This window comes from Helicobacter pylori SA213A (genome assembly GCF_000476275.1).
GTDB classification, from domain to species: Bacteria; Campylobacterota; Campylobacteria; order Campylobacterales; family Helicobacteraceae; genus Helicobacter; species Helicobacter pylori_CL.
Genome location: NZ_CBOM010000001.1, coordinates 126,922 through 146,690, shown reverse-complemented (window position 1 = coordinate 146,690; position 19,769 = coordinate 126,922). Strand labels below are relative to the sequence as shown.

The following is a 19,769-nucleotide window of genomic DNA, read 5'->3' as shown; positions in this document are numbered from 1 at the left end:
ATTGATTTAAATTTCCCATTTTAACGCATTCTGTCTTTAAAACAAATTAGATCACCCTTTTCCCCCCTAAAAACAAGCGCTCCACTTCTTTAGCATGCAATAAAAATTGCAAGATCGCTTGCTCTTTGGTGAATTTTTCATTAAAACCAAACACGCTCAAATCCGCCCTTTTGTTGGCTTCTATCTCGCCATTATTCAAAGCTAAAGCTTTAGCCCCATGCCTAGTCGCTCCTAAAAGGGCTATTTTAGCTAATTCTAATAACGGCATGTTATGGGAAAGCAAAAACGCCCTTAATTCGTCTAAAAGGCTCAGCGAAATGTTAGAACTCAAGCCATCAGTGGCCACGCTCACGCTCAAACCGGCCTCTTTGGTTCTTTCTAAATCCAACGCTTGCCCGCTCAATAGGCGGTTAGAAAAGGGGCATGTGATTAAAAAAGCGTTTTTGACTTGAGTTTTAATCCTTTTTAACGCTTCCAAAGAAGCGAACTGGTTATGCACAAATAAAGTGTGCGTGTCTTTAAACATGTCAATGTAATCGTTCGCGCCCTTATAGAGCGATTTGGAATGAGACTCCTTTAAAAAATGCTGGTAAAAATTTTCAAACCACCCTTTAGAGTTTTCTACCCATTCTAACTCTTCAAGCGATTCTAAAAAATGCGTAGAAAGCAGGCTTTGTGAATCTTTGGCCAATTGGATGACGCTCAAAGCCATGTCTTTTTGGACCGAATAAGGGGCATGCACAGCGAGAGCGGCTTTGAGTTTTGCATCTTCTAAATCTTTTAAATCCTTAAATTTTTTCTCAAACGCTTTCAATTTTTCTAAAGAATAACTGCTCCCTAAAAACTCCAAAAACACGACAGCATTCAAAGGGCTTTCTTTCAATAAACCCACTTCTATCAAGTGGTTAGAAATCGCCCCCACGCTCCCTACCCCGCTTTTTAATTGTGCAGTGATGGCGTTTTGGATAGCCCCTTGGCAATTTTCTAAAATCGCCCCCCCATTGTTCAACACGCTCCCTAACCAGCCAGAAAAACTCCCGTAATCAAAACTCGCCTTGTTGTTGGAAAATTCAAAATGGGTGTGCGCGTTGATAAAAGCGGGCAAAAGGACGGAGTTTTCAAAAAACTGCGCCTTTAAGTGGGGGTATTTAAGCGTTAAACTTTGATAATCGCCTATTTCAACAATCTTTTCATCAAAGACTACGCCATAATCTTCTAACACTTCGCATTTTTCATTGCACAAAAAAACTAAAGACGCTCCTATGATTTCTTGCATGCATTCTCCTTAATAAATGTGGTTTGCCCTTTTAAGATCATTCTTTGAACTTCGCCATACAATTCTAAACCATAAAAGGGCGAATTTTGATTACTCACTCTTGTTTGAGCGTTTAAATCTACAATCATGAGATTGGCTAATTGATTTTCTTTAACCTCGCCTGCATTGAGTTTTAAAAACTTCGCTTGGTTAATCGCCATGACTTTAATGAGCTGTTGGAAGCTGATAACCTTTTTTTGAACTAAAAAAGTATAAGCCACGCTAAAAGCGTCCTCTATGCTCTCACACCCAAAAGCGCTTTCTTCAAAAAGCTCTGCGTTAGAGTTTTTAAAAACATGAAGGCTTGTGAGCATGGCGATTTCATCATTCTTTAGGGCCTCTTTTAAGGCGTTTTGACTTTCTTTATCCCTTAAAGGAGGGGCGATTTTAAATCGTGGTTCATAATCTTCATACACGCTCTCATCTAAGATTAAATGGCTTAAGGGCGTTTGGGCTTGCAAACGCGCTCCTAAATCATTAAAGGCTTTAATGAGTTTGAGCGTGGCTATGCTACTCACTTTATCTAAAAGCATGGGGATTTGTAACGCTCTAGAAACTTCCATGAAACGCACCAAGCGCGTGTTTTCAAACGCATTTTCCACAAAATTTTGCCCCAATTCATAGGCTAATTCCCCACTATTTAGGGTTTCAAAAGAATTTTCTAAAGAAATTAAAAGAGGCAAGTTGTAAGATTTTGCATAATGGCTGATGAGCTCTAAAAAAGCATCAGACTCTACGATTAAAATTTCCCCCCCTTCTTTTTTAAGCGTAGCGATGTCGGCTAGCTGGTTGTTTTTGAGCGCTGTGATGTTTTTAATACCGCTTTGATCGCAATTAAAAATATTGAGTAACCCTACCCCCCCTTTAAAAGCCTTTTGTTTTAAATTTTCATAGCCCTCCAAGCAAGTAACGCTCAAATCTATAAAACTTGGCAACACGAATAATTTTTTACATTCAACCACTTCTTCGCTGCCGCTAGGGCTTAAGTTTTCTTTAATTTCTGCAATAAGGGAATTTTTTAAACGGATGTCCGCTCTTTTCAAACCCTTATCATCATAAAATGAAGCGTTTTTTAAAAGCACTATTGCCTCCTATTTTTGCAAGAAATTCGTCAAGCTTTCCATAGAGTTGGTTACAATCAGCACCCCCATTAAAATAAGCACTAGCCCTGAAATAATTTCAATCATGCGGTTGTATTTCTTTAAAGATTTTAAAAATAAAAGCGCTCTTTCTAGCATTAAAGCCACCAATAAAAAGGGGATTGCCAAGCCCATTACAAACACCACCATAAGCATCAAGCCATAAGCGTCCTTGCTCGCGCTCATGATTACTATGGAGGTGAATATCGGCCCGATGCATGGCGTCCAGCCTAAAGCGAAACTCATGCCTAAAAGAAAAGGGTAAAAGCGTTGCATGCCATTAGACTTGCTCGCCAAACGCACGCTTTGAGTTTTATATAAAAATGCAAAACGAAACACGCCTAAAAAATGCAGCCCAAAAAGGATCACAATCCCCCCGGCGATATAATTCACCCAAGAAAATGAAAAGCTATGGATAAGCTTAGCCATAGACATGCCCACGCCCAAAAACACGAGCGAAAACCCTATCACAAACATCAAGGATTTTAAAAAAACCGAAACCCTTTTAGCCTTGCCATCTTTAATATCCTCTAAAGAAATTTGAGAAATATAAGACATATACGCCGGGATCAAAGGCAACACGCAAGGGCTTAAAAAAGTCAAAATCCCGGCTAAAAGCGAAGTCAAAAGAGGCGCTGTTTCAAATAAATTGATGAGCGTGTTATCAAACATGTTTTAATCCTTTTTAAAAATGATCATTTCTCATCTTTTTAAAATAACAAAAACTCACTGAATTTTAGGCACAATTTCGTTATTTTCTACCACAAACGCCACGCTGTCATTCTCTTTAATTTTATCCTCTAAAATGAGTTCAGCGAGCTTGTCTTCTACCATTTCATAGAGCGCGCGCTTTAAGGGTCTAGCGCCATAGAATCTGTCAAACCCCACTTCTGCAATCAATTCCTTTGCCTTTTCATCTAAAGTAATATTAATACCCCTTTCAAGCGCTTTTTTTTGAATGTTTTCAAAGAGTATCCCCACGATATTAATGATAGCATGACTATCTAGGGCGTTAAAGGAGATGATTTCATCTAAGCGGTTTAAAAATTCCGGCTTGAAAAATTGCCTCAAACTCTCTTTAATCGCTTTTTGTTTATCAGCTTCACTCAAACCCTCTTCTAAAAGCGCACCGCTAGCGACATTACTGGTTAAAATCAAAATCGTGTTTTTGAAATCCACCCTCACGCCCTTACTATCCGTTAAATGCCCCTCATCTAAAACCTGCAACAAGAGGTTAAACACATCCGGATGGGCTTTTTCCACCTCATCTAACAGCACCACGCTATAAGGTTTTCTGCGCACCGCTTCAGTCAATTGCCCGCCTTCTTCATAGCCCACATACCCAGGAGCGGCCCCAATAAGACGGCTTATGGCATGCTTTTCCATATATTCGCTCATGTCAATTCTTATAAGATTTTTATCGCTATCAAACAAGAATTGCGCCAAGGCTTTAGCGCTCTCGGTTTTACCCACCCCTGTTGGCCCTAAAAAGAGAAAGCTCCCTATGGGCTTATTGCTATCGCTAAGCCCGGCCTTATTCCTTTTAATCGCTTTAGCGATCGCTTTGAGCGCTTTTTCTTGCCCCACCACCCTTTTTTGCAATTCGCTTTCAATGTTTAAAACCCTATTCTTTTCGCTTTGGAGCATTTTTTGGACCGGGATATGCGTCCATTGGCTCACGATTTCAGCGATGTTGTTCTCGGTTAAAGCGTTTTGCAAAAGCGCGCCGTTTTGTTGCATCGCTTCCCATTTGTGTTGCAATTCTTTTTCTTTCTTTTCATTTTCAGGGATTTTAGAGTATTCAATTTCAGCCGCTTGCTGGTAATCCCCATTGCGTTTAAACCTTTCAGCCTCTTTTTTCAAATTTTCCATTTCCATTTTCAAGCGTGAAATTTCTTTAAACACTTCTTTTTCGTTTTCAAATTGCGCTTCTAATTTGATTTTTTCTTCTTTCAAATCGCTCAATTCTTTAAGGATTTCTTGCATGCGTTTGTGGTTGCTCTCTTTTTTTTCCATTTCAAGGGCTTGTTTTTCCATTTCTAGTCTTTGAATGGAACGCTTGATGCTAGAAAGTTTGGCCGGCTCTGATTCCATTTGCATTTTTAATTGGGCTGCCCCTTCATCAATCAAATCAATCGCTTTATCGGGTAAAAACCTATCGGTAATGTAACGGCTAGAGAGTTTAGCGCTCGCTACGAGCGCGGAGTCATTGATAGTGATATTATGGTGCGTTTCTAAAGTTTCTTTCAACCCCCTTAAAATCTGTAACGCTTCATTGATGCTAGGTTCATTAAGTAAAATGGGTTGGAAGCGCCTTTGTAACGCCATGTCTTTTTCAAAATACTTGCGGTATTCTTTCAAAGTGGTCGCTCCAATCGTGTGCAATTCTCCCCTAGCTAGAGCCGGTTTTAAAATATTTGCCGCATCCATGCCCCCCTCACTAGCCCCAGCCCCTACAATCGTGTGGATTTCATCAATGAATAAAATCACATTCGCGCTTTTTTTAACTTCTTCAATCACCTTTTTCAAACGCTCTTCAAATTCGCCTCTGTATTTGGCCCCAGCCACTAATAAGCTTAAATCTAAAGCGATGACTCGTTTGTTTAAAAGCGTTGTAGGCACTTCTTTATTGACAATGCGTTGGGCTAAACCTTCCACAACAGCCGTTTTCCCCACTCCAGGCTCACCCAATAAAATAGGGTTATTTTTTGTTTTTCTGATCAGAATTTGCATCATGCGAATGATTTCTTCATCTCTCCCGATCACCGGATCGAGCTTATTTTCTAAAGCTTTTTGCGTCAAATCAATGCCAAATTTTTCTAAACTTTCTAAATTAGAATCATCGTTTTTATCCTGGATAGTCCTGCCTTTTCTTAAAGATTCTAAAGTTTTTTGCAATTCCTTAGTGTCTAAATAAGGCTTTAAAACGCTTTCAAAAAGGCTCATATTCGCCAAAAGATACACATCGGTAGCGATGAAAGAATCGCCCCTTTTAGCCATCAAGCCTTGAGCGTTTTCTAAACTTTGGATTAAAGCTTGGTTTAATTGGATATTTTGCTTGCTGATTTGTGAAACTTTAGCGAACTTATTCAGCTCGCTTTGAACGCTAAGCTTTAAAGCTTCAATATCCACAGGCATTTTTTGTAAGGCTTGAATAAGAATGCCTTGGGAGTTATTGAGCATGGCAAAAAGCATGTGCATGGGCGTTACTTCAGCGTTCTTATAGTGCAAAGCTAAAGCGATCGCGCTGTCTAAAGCCTCATGCAATTGGTCAGTCATTTTTTCAAATAAATTCATTATCAATCCTTTTTGAGTTTTAAAATTTTTACTATTTTACACTATTTTAACCCTCAAAGGTTTTTTAAAACGCTCACACTAACGACAAACTCTCTAAAATACGCTTTTTAGACAACTCGCAATATTCTTTTTCAATTTCTAGCCCCACGCTAAAACGCCCTAAAGCGTTCGCCTCTAAAATAGTCGTGCCAGAGCCGCTAAAGGGATCAAAAATCGTGTCTTCCAAAAAAGAAAACAATTGGATGCAACGCCTGGGTAATTCCCTTGGGAATGGGGCTGGGTGCTTTAGGCGCTTTTTGGATTCACCGCTAAAATTCCAAAGCCCGTTCGTGTAGAGTAAAAATTCCTCTCTACTCATCGTAGAAGTTTGTTTTTTTCGTTTGTATTCGTTTTTATAAAAAACAACGATCAACTCCACAGGAGCGATAGCATAAGGCGCGCTAGCTTGCAACCAACTCCCCCAAGCCGTGCGTCTTGAGATATTGCTTTCATTCCAAATAATCGTATTTTGGTATTTCCAACCGCATTCTTTAGCCACTGCAATCATATCAGCCCCCAAACTTTGCTTGCCATGTTTATTCGTGTCTAAAGGGACATTCAAGCACAATCTCGCCTGCTCCTTGCCCCAAAAATAGCAATTTTTAAGCCAATTCTTGCACCAATTCAAATAATCATCATAAGCCCTAAAATCATTACTCCCTTGATATTCAATACTCAAATTATAGGGCGGCGAAGTAACACACAAATCATAAAAACCTTTTTCAAAAGTCTTTAAAACGCTGGCATCGCCATGGTATAAATCCAATTTTTCCAAACTGAAATAAGGTTTCATAAAAGCCTTTTTAAATCTTCTAACAAATTTTCTATACCCTTAATTTTAGAGCTTTGATCAAAATGGCTTTTGGCTAAATAGAGGCCATCTAATTCATGCTCCATGACGATCCTGGCTTTTTTAGGCTTGTCTTTAAAGCTGATTTCATCCTAGCTTTTTTAGGTTTGTCTTTAAAGCTGATTTCATCATCGTTATCCGGTGTTATCATAAAGACTTTAATGTGAGAAGTTATAGGCGATTGTAGAAGCTTTAATTTCCATTTTAATACAAAAATCTTTTAATAAAAGTTCTATGATTTTTTCTAACACCCTTCCTATGGTGCTCACAAAGCCTTGTCTGGCTAAAATACTGGCTTCTTCTTTGCTTTTATTTTGCTTAATATAATCGTTCATTTTATTATTTAAAAAGCGTTCTTTTTCTTGCACGTAAAAAACTTGCAAAAACTTGTAAGGCTCAGGTTGTCCTCTCATAAAATCTTTAAAACGCTCTAAAATAACATCGGCCAAACTCAATTCAAACACCTTAATCAAATCAATCAAATTATAATACAAAACTTTTTGATAATGGCTGGTGTTTAAACAAGCTTATGATAAAAATGAAATGCAAATTTTAGATATTCTGCTTAAAAGTATTGCTAATGAATAATATATTTTCACTAAAATAATAGAATTTCATCAAAGGGCTAGATATGCAATTTTTAAATCAATCTTTGGGATTTTTTAATAAAGGGCGCTTTGAACCCATTGATAGAAACTTCATTACAGAAAGCTATCAGGCATTAAAGCCGATTGAAGAAATTCAAAATAAATACAATAAACATGACAACGATTCATTTTTGAACGAACTAAGAGACAGCATGGTGGCTCTATATTTAGATTATGAGCTTATCAATATTCAAAAGCATGGTCTTGATGCCAAAAGAAGTTCAAGCGATGAATTTTTAGAAATCAAACAAGTATCCTTTCAAAGTAAAACTTGGAGCGCGACTTTTAATGACACCACTTTAGAAAAAGCCAAAGTTTTTTGCGATATTAAAATGACTTTAGCCGTGGGCGTTTGGAACAATATTTCTAATCTTTTATTCATTGTTTATGGAAAACACCCTGAAATGGGCTTGTATTTAGAACAAAAAGTAAAAGAGTGTCATAATGAGAGCAGGCGTTCAACTCAAACGATAGGGGTTAGTAAATTAATCAAAGAATTTGATTTTAAAATGAAACCCATTGATTTAAAAGAACAAGAGCTTATCAATCTTTTTAATCTTAAATTTGGTCATTTTTCTTGGGAAAACCATCTTGCATAAAGTTTTTATTATGGAGGCTTTGGAGTGTTTGAAAAGAATAAAAAAAGAAAGCATCCAAACTATCTATATAGACCCCCCTTATAACACCAAGAGTTCTAACTTTGAATATGAAGACGATCATGCTGACTATGAAAAATGGATTAAAGAACATTTGATTTTAGCAAAGGCTGTGTTAAAACAAAGTGGTTGTATTTTTATTTCTATAGATGATAATAAAATGGCTGAAGTTAAAATCATTGCCAATGAAATTTTTGGAACGCGCAATTTTTTAGGCACTTTTATCACTAAACAAGCCACAAGGTCTAACGCTAAACACATCAATATTACCCATGAATATGTTTTAAGCTACGCCAAAAATAAAGCATTCGCTCCTGGTTTTAAAATCTTACGAACGCTTTTGCCCATTTATGCTAAACCATTAAAAGATTTAATGCGAACGATTAAGAATGTTTTTAAACAAAAAGGACAAGCTCAAGCCCAACTTGTCTTAAAAAAACAAATCAAAGAGTTATCCCAAAAAGAACATTTTAATTTTTTAAAAAATTATAATTTAGTGGATGAAAAAGGTGAGATTTATTTCGCTAAAGATTTATCTACGCCTTCAAACCCACGCAGTGTAGCGATACAAGAAATCAATCTTTTTTTAGAACCCCTAAAAAGCAGAGGGTGGAGCAGTGATGAAAAACTTAAGGAGTTATATTATCAAAATAGACTTATTTTTAAGAATAATCGCCCTTATGAAAAATATTACTTAAAAGAATCGCAAGATAATTGTTTGAGCGTGTTAGATTTTTATAGCCGACAAGGCACAAAAGATTTAGAAAAATTAGGCTTAAAGGGGCTTTTTAAGACGCCAAAACCTGTAGCATTGATTAAATATTTATTATTATGCTCCACTCCTAAAGATTCTATTATTTTAGATTTTTTTGCAGGTAGTGGGACAACAGCGCAAGCGGTTATAGAAGTTAATAAGGATTATTATTTGAATTGGTCTTTTTATTTGTGCCAAAAAGAAGAAACAATTAAAAATAACCCGCAAGCTATTAGCATTTTAAAAAACAAGGGGTATAAAAACACGATTTCAAACATCATGCTATTGCGTTTAGAAAAGATCATCAAAAGAAGTGAATACGAAATTTTAAGATAAACAAATAGCGTTTTAAATATTATTTTTCAAACCCCTACACCCTATCCACGCTCAAAATTTCAGCGCTCGCTCTGGCTTTTTCATTACTCAATTCAATTTTATCGCCCCTTTTTAATGCCTCTAATTCTATCGCTTGATTATTTTTGCTCACCAACGCCCCGAATTGGGGTAATTTCAAATGCGCATGAGCGAGTTTAAGGGCGTTTTCTAGCCTGTTTAATCGCTCTGTTTTAGTTTGTAAAAAAGGGTTTGTTAATGTTTGAGTAGAGATTTTTTCCAAAAGCGTTTTTTTAAAGCGTAAAAATTCTAGGGTTTTATTTTCTAAAGCGATTTTTAATTTTTCTAGTTTTAAAGCGTTTAAATGGTGCTTGTTTTCAAAACTCAATCGTTTTAAAAAATCCGCTAAATGCTCTAAATGCGCCTTTTTTTGATGGAGCAAAATTTTAAAAGAGCGGTGCAATTTCACATTAAACCCATCAAGTCTTTGCAACCATTCATCGCTGCTAGGGAGTAAAATTTCCATCGCGTTTGAAGGCGTAGAAGCCCTTAAATCCGCCACTAAATCGCTCAATAAAAAATCGCTCTCATGCCCAATAGCTGACATGCTGAAAGTTCTAGCCAAATGCAATGCATCAGCGATTTTCTCATCATTGAAAGAATACAAATCCTCCATGCTCCCCCCACCCCTAGCCATTACAATCGCATCAAAAGCGTTTTTTGTGTCATGAAAACTATCCGCATAAGCGATGCTCTCCACCACGCTTTGAACGCACCCCTCACCTTGCATTAAAGTGTTGATACAAACCAATTCGCACATCGGCCATCGTTTGGAAGCGATCTTTTGCATGTCCGCCCAAGCGGCTGAACTTTGAGAAGTGATGACTGCCACTCGTTTAGGAAAATGCGGTTTGGGTAATTTATTGGCTTCATCAAAATAGCCTTTAAGGCGTAATTTTTCTTTCAATTGCTCTAAAGCTAAAGTTAATGAACCTATATCTTTAGGCTCTATTTCAAAGCAATTGATTTGATAATCCCCCCTTGGAACATACACGCTAATGCCCCCAAAAACAACCACTTCCTGCCCTTCTTTTAAAGCGAATTTAAGCCTGTTAGCGTTCCCTTTAAACAGCACGCATTTAATAACCGACTGGCTGTCTTTGAGCGAAAAATACGCATGGCCGCTCACCTTATGGATAGTCAAATTACTCACTTCCCCTTGAACCCTAACTTGCAAAAAAGTCGCTTCTAAAAGGGCTTTGATCTGCGCATTGATTTCGCTCACGCTCAATACATGCACCAACTCCCCCTTTCATAGCAAACGAGTGAGATCATTGAAAAGCCCTAAAAACATGACAAAAACCAAAAACCCCACCCCCGCTAGCCACAACGCATTTTGTATGGGTGTTGGCAAAGCGATATGAAAAATATTTTTAAAAACAACCCCTAGCATTTGCGCCCCATCTAAGGCTGGAATTGGTAATAAATTTAAAATCCCTAAATTGATAGACAAAAACGCCCCAAACAACAAGAGCATGCTCACACTACTCGCATGGCTTAACGCTCCCACAATGCCTACCACCCCGCTCAATTCTTTAACTGAAGCGCTCCCCATAATCAAACGCCTTAAAGAATCCACGATCAAAACAACGCCCTCTTTAAACCGACTCAAGGCTTGCTCAAACGCTTGAAACAAAGAATAAGAAACAATGCCTGTTTTTTGCATGTCCGGCTTGATGCCTATCACTTTATACCGGATCATTTCATTAGGATCATTAGATTCGCTTATTACCGCTACGATTTTGGGGGTCAGTCGTTTTTCTAAAGTCTGATGGTTTCGCTCTATTTCTAAAACCAACTCGCCTCTAGCACGCGCCACTACGCTTCTAATCTCTCTAAAACTCGCTATTTTTTTGTGGTTGATAGAAAGGATTTTATCCCCTTTTAACAGCCCAGCTTCTAGCGCGTTACTCTCTAAATCGCCAATGATGGGCAGTAAGACTTTTTCCCCGCTCAATGCCAGAAAAAAATACACTAAAATCGCAAAAAGAAAATTAAAAAACGCCCCCCCAAACAATATCCATAGCTTTTGGAAAGGGCTTTTTTGTGCGTAGCTGTCATTCGCTTGATGGGTTTCATTCGTTTTATTTTCTTCTTTATCCATGCGCTTTAATTTCACATAGCCCCCAAGCGGGATCAAAGACAGAGCGAATTGAGTGCCAAAAAGCTTAAAAAAACAAAGTTTTTTACCAAAACCAATGCTAAAAACTTCTACTTTGACCCCACAAAGCCTAGCGATAGTGAAATGCCCTAACTCATGGACAAAGATTAAAAACGCTAGCGTTAAAATCGCTACAATTAACATTATACCCCTTTAGATGCAGACTCTTGCGCGTTTGGTTCTTTCATATTAGGCTCTTTTATGGTTGGTTCTTTTATGATTGGCGCATTAGAGGGCGTGGGCGTTAGGGGAGACTCTGTGGTTTTTTGGTTTTCTTGATTTTCTCGTGGAGGTTTTTGCCATAATTCCGTCAAAGCCGCCGCTTTTTTAGGATCCATTTTGGCTAGAATTTTGCCTAATTCTTGGGGCTTTAACGCCATTAAAATTTCTAAGGCGTTTTTGGTGGGCAAATTTTCTAAAATCAAAGCCGATTTGGAATCTTTCATTTTGGAATAAGTTTCGCCAATCTTACTCTCTTTAGCTTGCTTGATTTCTCTTAAAATGTCTTCATTTTCTTCTATCAAATTTTCAAGGCGTTTTTTTTCTGCGGCTTGCAAGTTTTTAAAGGCTTCTTCTTTAGCGGTTAGATTTTTTAGTTTTTCTTCCACTTCTTTTTCTTTTTGGTTTAATAATTCGCTTTTTTCTTCCAAAAGGCGAGCGTTTTCGGTTTGCAAGATCCTTAAAGACTGCTCTTTTTCGCTCAATTGGCGTAAATCGTCTTTCAATTCCGCTTTTTTAGATTCAAAAATCGCAGAGCATTGCAACAATTCTTGCGCGGCTTCTTCGCTAAAAAGCGCTTGCAAAACAAAGCCTGTGAGTAAGATTTTACGCATGCAAACCCTCTTTTTGCCAGTGTAAGATCATGGCGTTTTCATCTAAAAGAGCCTGCTCTTTTTTCTCCATGATTTCTTTTTCTTTTTGTTTTTCTTTTTCTAAAATGATTTTAGCTTTTTCTAATTCCTGATTGGCCAAAAGATAGTCTTTTTCTAAGATTTTTAAACTTTCGTGCAAAATTTCGCATTCTTGTTGGTAACGCTCTATCTCCATCCTTAAAGCGCTTTTTAATTGTTGGGTTTGCAAAAAAAGGCTCATTCCCCCCAAATTAGGGTTTTTAAACGCGCTCAAATCCATTTGTTTGTTTAAAATCTGTTGTTCATTTTGTTGCAACTCCAGGCGTTTGTTTTGAAGCTTTTGCTCTATTTTTTCTAACGCAAGAGTCTTTAATTGCACCAACACAGAAGCGAATTTTTTCATAGAAAAATCGTGTCTTCTCTTTCAGGGCTTGTAGAAATCAGGCGGATTTTTACCCCCACTTCTTCTTCAATAAAACGGATATACTCTCTAGCGTTTGGCTCTAAATCCTCTAATTTTCTCACGCCTGCACTTTTTTCCCAGCCCTTAAAAGTTTGATAAATCGGCACGCAATCTTTCAAATCGCTAGGGAAAGTCTTTAATTTTTCGCCTTTTCTTTCATAAGCCACGCACACCTTAATTTCATTGATTTTGTCTAAAACATCTAATTTCATTAAAGCTAATTGCGTGCAACCATTCAAAGTGCAAGCGTATTTTAAAGCCACCAAATCCAGCCAACCGCAACGCCTTGGGCGTTTGGTTGTCGTGCCAAACTCCGCACCCTTAATCCTTAAATGATCCCCCATAGGCGTAAGGTCTTCGCTAGGGAAAGGCCCATTACCCACACGAGTAGAGTAGGCTTTCGTGATACCTATGACTTCATTGATCGCTTTAGGGTTCAAGCCGGTGCTAACGCAAGCACTAGCGCTCGTGGTGTTGGAGCTTGTTACAAAAGGGTAAGTCCCTAAATCAATGTCTAAAAGCGTGCCTTGCGCCCCTTCTAATAGGATTTTTTCACCCTTTTGATTGGCTTTTATTAGCATGCTGGTCGTGTCTTTGATAAAGGGGCGGATTTTTGGGGTGTATTGTTTAAAATACTCCCTCAAATCTTTCTCATAAGCTTCATTCAAATCATACGCTTCTTTAAAAGGCTCAATGGCTTTGAAATGCGCTTTTAGTTTCTCTTCTAATATGACATCGTCTAATAAATCCCCCATTCTTATCCCGCTCCTCGCCATTTTATCCTCATAGCAAGGACCTATGCCTTTTTTAGTCGTGCCGATGTTTTGAGACTTTTCTTTAAAAGCGTCTTTTTTGGCATGATAAGGCAAGATCACATGGGCTCTGTCGCTGATAAACAAACGATTTTCTAAATCCTCAAACGCGCTGATTTCTTCGCACAAATCCTTAATACTCACGACCACCGCGCTAGAAATGATGTTCTTGCATTTGGGATATAGCGCTCCTGAGGGCATTAAATGCAAAGAATGCTTAACCCCCTTATGCACAATGGTATGCCCAGCATTATGCCCGCCTTGATAGCGCACCACAAAGTCATAATCTTTAGCGATCCTATCAACAATTTTTCCCTTCCCCTCATCTCCCCACTGAATCCCCACAACGACATCTGCCATAAAATATTATCCTTAAAACAAAGTAGATTGGATTGTTTAAAAGCTTGTTAGAATACCAAAAAAAAGTAAAAAAGCCCCTTTAAACTCTAAAAATACCTTTTTAAAGAGTTTAAAAACCTATCGTGTAATTGATATAGAACGCATACAAACGCCTATAATCCACATCAGCCCCATTAGCCCTCAAATACCTTTGATTGATAGCTGGGATTTTCACGCCAAATTCCATCCCATGCTGGATGCTTTGAGACGCACTCAAAAACCGGCGGTGCATGGTGCTGGCAAAATGAGCCCTTAAACCCAAATTGAACAAAAATTGGAAATTCGTGGGAGTGGGGTTTTCTTTAAACGAGTCTTTAATCTGATTTCTTAAAGAGCTATCCCAAGTGTTACCCGCTATTTGAATGCCCCCAAACACCCCCACATTCAAAGATTGATCGCTAAAAACCCTTCTAAAGATATTCCATAAAAAGTCTGTGCCAGCGCCATAAGTAAAGATATTCGCCTTAACAGCGCTGCTGAGACTGCCTAATTGCGTAAAGCCGTAATCAAAGAAAGCGTAATACCGTAAGCCTATATTCCTCTTGCTCCCAAAAAATTGCTTGTAGCCCATTTGAATGCCAAAGCCATTAATAACCCCATGCTGAGAGCTTTTGCCTGGCCCAAATTGGGGCAAGTAAGGCTCATCGTAATTATTTAGCATTCCTCCTAGCTGTTTTAAATTCTCTTGATAAGTAGCGATTCGATCCGAAATGGTTTTCACATCCTTTTGGAGCATGACTCCTGCACCACCGCTCTTATTCAAGCCTTCTGCGATCTGGCCTAGTTTTGTTGAAGAAGTGTTATTAAAAAGTTGCATTTGAGCTAAAAGCCCTTTTAAAAACACCGAATTACTATCCAGATTCACTCTTGTGAGCGCGTTTAAAAGCGCCACGCTCTCGGTGGCTAAGAGGCTAAATTCGCTTTGAGAGCCATAGAGAACTTTTATAATCCCTATGTATTCAGGAACCACTCTATTATTACTGCCATTATTGCTATTATTAACCAAGTTATACAGCACATTACTCAAATACACTTGCAAGGCTTGAGCGCTATAAGCGTTTTTATCCACTTCAAAGCGTTGCTCAATTTGGGGGAGTATTTTTTTAAACTGGGTTAATTCTGCGTTGTTGTTATCAATAGTTTTATTAGTGTTAACAATTTGATTGCCTATCCCTAAAAGAGCGTCCATGGTCGTGTTTGTCGCTAAGGTTAAAAGCCCATTACTCCCTGCCATGCCCACGCCCACTTGGCGGAAATCATCAATGACATTATTCCTTAAGGTGCTACCTTTGTTATTGATATTTTGTTGCGCGCCGCCGATTTGATAGCCTATCCCCATATAAAAGCCATCGTCTTCAGCTAACGCCATGCTTAAAGGAAAGCTAAAAAGCAGAGCGGTTTTTAAAAGCCCCTTTTTGAGCATTTGGTATTTGCTATAACCTTGTTTCATTCTTGTATTCTTTATCTCTTTTGTATTGGTATCTTTCATCAAGAGCCTTCCTTAAAAACCGACTGAATAGCCCACATAGAAGCTAAAATTCCGCATATAGCTCGCGCTTGAGCCTTGAGTTGCAAAATACTTATGAGCGATAACAGGGATTTTCACCCCAAATTCTATCCCTTGGTCTAGCCTGTGCTTATTGAAATTGGTTTTTGCAAAGTTAGTGCGCACGCCCAAATCAAACAAGAATTGGAACGAACTGGACTTGACATCAGGCCTTTGCCCGCTCAATAAGTTCGTTACATTTGTGCTCCAAGTTTGCCCTGCAATTTGAGCCCCAAAGAAAAGACCTATTGTAGTCCTTTCCCTCCTTCTAGAGCGTTCAAACACATTGTATAAAAAATCCGTCCCTACCCCATAAGTAACAAGATTTGCCCCCACTTTTAAATTCGTATCGCCAAAATTCGCATAACCATAATCCAAAAACCCATAATACCTTAAGCCAATATTTTTCTTATGGGTGAAAAATTGCTTATAGCCCATTTTAGCCCCAAAGCCGTTCATGCTCGCTGACTGGTAATCTTTAAGCGAAAAGAGGTTAGGGATATAAGAAATCTTATAAAGAGAACTAGCTGAATATTCAAACTGATTCAAGCTCGTATTGATGATGTTTATGGTTCTGTCTAACCCTTGCTTATAGATGAGCTGATTCTTACTGAAACAAGACGATGCGCTGCTACAGATATTTCTCTCAATAAAACTCCCTAAGTTTAAAGTTTCTCTGTCTAAAGAAATCCCGCTCTTAATCAAAGCGTTAAGCTCGCCAACCGTAGAGTTAGCCCCTATCAAGCCCGTTTGCGAAGAAAAATTTTGCATGCCAGTAGCAATATCGCCCACGCTCACGCCGTTATACGCTCCATTGGTCCCGCCTGCCCCTAAAAGCATGACTTTCATGATATTTTCGTATAGTTGTTCGTTATTTTTTTGTTGGGTTACATTCACTTGCCCCAAAGCTAAAACGATGTTTTGAGCCACTAAGAGCATGCTATCAGTAATGCCGATTTGTTCTTTCCCCACATCCACCACCAAAGGCTTAATGACACCTTCTGAAGCGTATTGTTGAGATAGATCCAATAATTTTTCCAAAATCCCTAGAGATTCCTCTAAATTGGCTAAGGCTGGGTTTGGTGCGCTTTGTCCGTTTGGTTGTACATTGTTGTTTGCACTTTCGCTTAGAAGAGTTTTTGTTTTATTCCCCAAAATATCCAAATAATAGGACAAGGGAATAGCAGAGGTTTGCAACCTCACGGCCCCATCTCTTATCAATTGCTTCAATTCTTGCGCCTGGGTAAAGCCTGGATTTTTCAATTCCTGTCTGGCCAAACTCGTTTGGTAATCAATGACAAAAAACGCCCCATCTTCTTCAGCGTTGCACAAATGCATGCCCGCTAGTAAAGAAAGGGTGATCATTTTCTTAAAGGGGTAATTTTTCAAAAATATCCTTTTTGCTTTTTTGCTTCGGTAAGTGATTTTACTTCATCTATAAAAGAAACTTTCTAATTTTAAGATAATCATTCTTATTTTGCCCTTAAGTGTTTCAAAAAAACATCAAATTGACATCTTTTAAGCAAAATGTTATAATGCTCGCTTAATTTTATTTGGGGTGTTAGCTCAGTTGGGAGAGCACAACGCTGGCAGCGTTGAGGTCAGGGGTTCGAACCCCCTACACTCCACCATAAACCCCCTAAGATCGCTTTTTTAAAAAGACTATCGCTTGATTAAAATTTAATTAAAATCAAACTCTTTATTATATTGATGATAAACTGATGATAAAAAATGCCTTTGAGGATTTTTGTTGTCAAGCTTAGAGCAGAGCCAACCCATTTTCTTGCTAGTATTACCCATAATTAATTATAATCTTAGGAATTGTTTTTCATTAAGGGAGTTTGAGCGTGAGCAGTTTGTTTAAAATGCGCATTCTTAGTTTTAAAAAGAATAAGCGGGCGGTTTTTTCGCTCTATCTTTTTATTGCTTTGTTAGCGCTTTCTCTTTTAGCCCCCTTGTGGGTGAATGAACGCCCCTTATTTATCTATAAGGATAATAAGGCGTATTTCCCCATGTTTAAAAACTATGCGGAAGTGGAGTTTGGAGGCGATTTTTTCACCCCTACGGATTATAACGATCCTTATGTGAAAAACACGCTTTTAAAAGACGCTTTCATTATCCATGCACTCATTCCCTATAGCTATGATACGATCATTATGGATTTAGACTCGCCCGCTCCCACCTCCCCAAGTTTCAAGCACCTTCTAGGCACAGACGATCAGGCTAGAGACGTGTTAGCCAGGCTGGTTTATGGCTATCGTGTTTCTTTAGTGTTTGGGATTTTACTCACGCTTTTTAGCGTTCTTATTGGCGTGAGTTTGGGAGCGTTTCAAGGGTATTATGGAGGGTTAGTGGATTTATTAGGGCAAAGGTTGAGCGAGATTTGGAGCGCGATTCCTATGCTTTTTTTACTCATTGTGATTTCTAGCGCGTTCAATTCTAATTTCTGGATCATCTTGTTTTTAGTCTTGCTCTTTAGCTGGATGGGGCTTTCTCAAGTCGTGCGCACGGAGTTTTTAAAAGCAAGGAATATGGACTACACCAAAGCCGCTAGAGCGCTTGGGGTGAATGATTTAAAAATCATTTTTTACCATGTCTTACCCAACGCTTTAGTGACGACAATCACTTATGTGCCGTTTTTAATGGCGGCTAGCATCGCCACTTTAGTGTCTTTAGATTTCTTGGGTTTTGGCATGCCTATAGGGAGCGCGAGCTTAGGCGAATTGGTCAATCAAGGTAAGGATAACCTCACCACGCCTCATTTAGCCATCGTTGCGTTTGTGGCGATTAGCTTGTTGCTTTCTGTTTTGGTGTTCATTGGCGAAGGGGTGCGCGATGCTTTCAACGCTAACATGCTCAAATAAGGGGGGTTAATGCTAGAAATCAAGAATTTAAGTTGCACTTTAAATGCTCATTTTTCACTCCAAAACATCAATATTTCGTTAAATTCTAGCGAAAGGGTGGCGATCGTGGGCGAGAGCGGGAGCGGTAAAAGCTCTATCGCTAACATTATCATGCGATTAAACCCCAGGTTTAAGCCTTATAATGGCGAAGTGTTGTTTGAAAAAACCAACCTTTTACAAGAAAGCGAAGCGTTTATGCAGCATTTAAGGGGCAATATGATCGCTTATATCGCTCAAGACCCCCTATCCAGCCTAAACCCTTTGCATAAAATCGGCAAGCAAATGAGCGAAGCCTATTTTTTGCACCACAAAAACGCTTCTAAAACGCTTCTCAAACAAGAAGTTTTAAACGCCATGAAACAAGTCCAGCTAGATGAAAAGCATTTGGATCGTTACCCTTATGAATTGAGCGGAGGGCAGCGCCAAAGGGTGTGTATCGCTATGGGCATTATTAATGTGCCCAAACTGCTCATTTGCGATGAGCCTACCACCGCCCTAGATGCACAAATCCAAAACCAGATTTTAGACTTGCTCAAACAATTGAGCGTGGAAAAAAACATCGCCCTTTTATTCATTAGCCATGATTTAAAGGCGGTCAAACGCTTAGCCGATAGGGTTTATGTGTTAAAAAAAGGCGAACTCGTAGAAACCAATCTGACTGAAGAGCTTTTCAATAACCCCAAGCACGAATATTCAAAACTCTTGATTCAAGCTTCTCATTTACCCGCCAAAAATTTAAAAGCGTCAGATGAGACGCTTTTAGAGGTGAAAGATTTTAGCGTTTATTACTTGCAAAAACGCTTTTTTAGATCTTCTTTAAAAAAGCCCCTTATTGCATCAGTGGAATTTTCTCTCAAAGCCAAAGAAAATATTGGCATTATTGGCGAAAGCGGGAGTGGGAAAAGCTCTCTAGCGTTAGGGCTTTTAAAGCTCGCTTTAAATAGTGGGGAAGAAAAGATTTTAGGCGAAAGCGTGGGGTCTTTAAACTCCAAAGCGTTCAAACCCTACCGCAAGATCTTGCAAATGGTGTTTCAAGATCCTTACGCTTCATTAAACCCTCGCCTAAGCATTCAAAGCATTTTAACTGAGGCTTTGTGCTTCGCTTACCCTAAAGCTTCCAAAGAAGAATGGCACCATTTAGCTGAACTTTGTTTAGAAGAAGTGCGCTTGGATTCTAAACTGCTCAATTTTTACGCTTATGAATTGAGTGGTGGGGAGCGCCAAAGAGTAGCGATCGCTAGAGCGATTGCATTAAAACCTAGAATCATTCTTTTAGATGAACCTACCTCTGCTTTAGATAAGAGCATTCAAAAAAGCGTGCTGGAATTATTGTTGAACTTGCAAGAAAAACAAGACTTGAGCTATTTGTTTATTAGCCATGATTTAGATGTGATCAAAGCGTTTTGCGATAAGGTGTTAGTGATAAGTGAAGGAAAGGTCGTAGAAACAGGCGCTATTAAAGAGGTGTTTGACAACCCTAAGCACGCTTATACGAAGCGTTTGTTAGAATCCAGGCTTTAAGCTTTATTTAAAAGTTTATGCTT

16 protein-coding genes, 1 tRNA gene and 1 pseudogene are annotated in these 19,769 nt (G+C 38.7%); 5 read left to right on the top strand and 13 right to left on the bottom strand.

Annotated features, from left to right (window positions below):
• Positions 1–46: 46 nt before the first annotated feature.
• The 6 genes and pseudogenes from mqnF to QT74_RS08630 form a co-directional block, all read right to left on the bottom strand.
• On the bottom strand, positions 47–1,276 hold the full coding sequence (gene mqnF, locus QT74_RS00725) for an aminofutalosine deaminase family hydrolase (RefSeq protein WP_033763822.1): 1,230 nt from the start codon (positions 1,274–1,276) through the stop codon (positions 47–49).
• Positions 1,261–2,397, bottom strand: a complete 1,137-nt coding sequence (locus tag QT74_RS00720; protein WP_033763820.1) for an amidohydrolase family protein — start codon at positions 2,395–2,397, stop codon at positions 1,261–1,263. The genes mqnF and QT74_RS00720 overlap by 16 nt, the downstream gene beginning before the upstream one ends.
• 9 nt (positions 2,398–2,406) lie before the next feature.
• A complete protein-coding gene (locus tag QT74_RS00715; RefSeq protein ID WP_000460102.1) occupies positions 2,407–3,126 on the bottom strand; it encodes a cytochrome c biogenesis protein CcdA in 720 nt (239 codons plus the stop codon).
• A gap of 54 nt (positions 3,127–3,180) precedes the next feature.
• Positions 3,181–5,751 carry an ATP-dependent Clp protease ATP-binding subunit gene (locus QT74_RS00710; protein ID WP_033763818.1) on the bottom strand — a complete coding sequence of 857 codons (2,571 nt, stop codon included), beginning with the start codon at positions 5,749–5,751 and terminating at the stop codon, positions 3,181–3,183.
• A 73-nt stretch (positions 5,752–5,824) separates the two neighbouring features.
• The gene (locus tag QT74_RS00705) at positions 5,825–6,583 is read right to left on the bottom strand and encodes a DNA-methyltransferase (protein ID WP_033763816.1); all 759 of its coding nucleotides are present in this window, start codon (positions 6,581–6,583) and stop codon (positions 5,825–5,827) included.
• Positions 6,580–7,095 (bottom strand): annotated as a pseudogene (locus QT74_RS08630) (BsaWI family type II restriction enzyme). Before QT74_RS08630 ends, QT74_RS00705 begins: the two are co-directional and overlap by 4 nt.
• 176 nt (positions 7,096–7,271) lie before the next feature.
• Between QT74_RS08630 and QT74_RS00695 the strand changes: the two are divergent.
• Entirely contained in the window at positions 7,272–7,886 is a 615-nt protein-coding gene (locus QT74_RS00695) for a hypothetical protein (protein ID WP_033763815.1), read from the top strand.
• Positions 7,879–9,033 (top strand): DNA methyltransferase, encoded by a 1,155-nt coding sequence (locus tag QT74_RS00690; protein WP_080247119.1) that lies wholly within the window; start codon positions 7,879–7,881, stop codon positions 9,031–9,033. Before QT74_RS00695 ends, QT74_RS00690 begins: the two co-directional genes overlap by 8 nt.
• A gap of 34 nt (positions 9,034–9,067) precedes the next feature.
• On the opposite strand, the gene xseA is transcribed toward QT74_RS00690, so the two are convergent.
• The 7 genes from xseA to hopF form a co-directional block, all read right to left on the bottom strand.
• Positions 9,068–10,330: an exodeoxyribonuclease VII large subunit gene (xseA, locus tag QT74_RS00685; RefSeq protein ID WP_033763814.1), complete on the bottom strand. Its 1,263-nt coding sequence runs from the start codon at positions 10,328–10,330 to the stop codon at positions 9,068–9,070.
• A gap of 12 nt (positions 10,331–10,342) precedes the next feature.
• A complete protein-coding gene (gene rseP / locus QT74_RS00680) occupies positions 10,343–11,398 on the bottom strand; it encodes an RIP metalloprotease RseP (RefSeq protein WP_195742331.1) in 1,056 nt (351 codons plus the stop codon).
• Positions 11,395–12,084: a MotE family protein gene (locus QT74_RS00675; RefSeq protein ID WP_033763810.1), complete on the bottom strand. Its 690-nt coding sequence runs from the start codon at positions 12,082–12,084 to the stop codon at positions 11,395–11,397. Before QT74_RS00675 ends, rseP begins: the two co-directional genes overlap by 4 nt.
• Complete coding sequence (locus tag QT74_RS00670) at positions 12,077–12,505, bottom strand: flagellar export protein FliJ (protein WP_033603583.1); 429 nt, start codon at positions 12,503–12,505, stop codon at positions 12,077–12,079. Before QT74_RS00670 ends, QT74_RS00675 begins: the two co-directional genes overlap by 8 nt.
• Positions 12,502–13,737, bottom strand: a complete 1,236-nt coding sequence (purA, locus tag QT74_RS00665) for an adenylosuccinate synthase (RefSeq protein WP_033763808.1) — start codon at positions 13,735–13,737, stop codon at positions 12,502–12,504. The genes QT74_RS00670 and purA overlap by 4 nt, the downstream gene beginning before the upstream one ends.
• Before the next feature lie 109 nt (positions 13,738–13,846).
• Positions 13,847–15,265: a Hop family outer membrane protein HopG gene (gene hopG, locus QT74_RS00660; protein ID WP_033763806.1), complete on the bottom strand. Its 1,419-nt coding sequence runs from the start codon at positions 15,263–15,265 to the stop codon at positions 13,847–13,849.
• Between the two features lie 12 nt (positions 15,266–15,277).
• A complete protein-coding gene (gene hopF / locus QT74_RS00655; protein WP_033763805.1) occupies positions 15,278–16,711 on the bottom strand; it encodes a Hop family outer membrane protein HopF in 1,434 nt (477 codons plus the stop codon).
• 166 nt (positions 16,712–16,877) lie between these two features.
• Between hopF and QT74_RS00650 the strand changes: the two genes are divergently transcribed.
• The 3 genes from QT74_RS00650 (at position 16,878) to nikE (ending at position 19,746) form a co-directional block, all read left to right on the top strand.
• A tRNA-Ala gene (locus QT74_RS00650) sits at positions 16,878–16,953 on the top strand.
• A gap of 210 nt (positions 16,954–17,163) precedes the next feature.
• The gene (locus QT74_RS00645; RefSeq protein ID WP_195742329.1) at positions 17,164–18,186 is read left to right on the top strand and encodes an ABC transporter permease; all 1,023 of its coding nucleotides are present in this window, start codon (positions 17,164–17,166) and stop codon (positions 18,184–18,186) included.
• Between the two features lie 9 nt (positions 18,187–18,195).
• Positions 18,196–19,746 carry a nickel ABC transporter ATP-binding protein NikE gene (nikE, locus tag QT74_RS00640; RefSeq protein ID WP_033763803.1) on the top strand — a complete coding sequence of 517 codons (1,551 nt, stop codon included), beginning with the start codon at positions 18,196–18,198 and terminating at the stop codon, positions 19,744–19,746.
• Positions 19,747–19,769 lie beyond the last annotated feature (23 nt).

Excerpts from the sequence above, each read along its gene's own strand:
- mqnF (WP_033763822.1), bottom strand. The coding sequence starts at position 1,276 with ATGCAAGAAATCATAGGAGCGTCTTTAGTTTTTTTGTGCAATGAAAAA.
- QT74_RS00715 (WP_000460102.1), bottom strand. The coding sequence starts at position 3,126 with ATGTTTGATAACACGCTCATCAATTTATTTGAAACAGCGCCTCTTTTG.
- QT74_RS00710 (WP_033763818.1), bottom strand. The coding sequence starts at position 5,751 with ATGAATTTATTTGAAAAAATGACTGACCAATTGCATGAGGCTTTAGAC.
- QT74_RS00705 (WP_033763816.1), bottom strand. The coding sequence starts at position 6,583 with ATGAAACCTTATTTCAGTTTGGAAAAATTGGATTTATACCATGGCGAT.
- QT74_RS00695 (WP_033763815.1), top strand. The coding sequence starts at position 7,272 with ATGCAATTTTTAAATCAATCTTTGGGATTTTTTAATAAAGGGCGCTTT.
- QT74_RS00675 (WP_033763810.1), bottom strand. The coding sequence starts at position 12,084 with ATGCGTAAAATCTTACTCACAGGCTTTGTTTTGCAAGCGCTTTTTAGC.
- QT74_RS00670 (WP_033603583.1), bottom strand. The coding sequence starts at position 12,505 with ATGAAAAAATTCGCTTCTGTGTTGGTGCAATTAAAGACTCTTGCGTTA.
- purA (WP_033763808.1), bottom strand. The coding sequence starts at position 13,737 with ATGGCAGATGTCGTTGTGGGGATTCAGTGGGGAGATGAGGGGAAGGGA.
- hopG (WP_033763806.1), bottom strand. The coding sequence starts at position 15,265 with ATGAAAGATACCAATACAAAAGAGATAAAGAATACAAGAATGAAACAA.
- nikE (WP_033763803.1), top strand. The coding sequence starts at position 18,196 with ATGCTAGAAATCAAGAATTTAAGTTGCACTTTAAATGCTCATTTTTCA.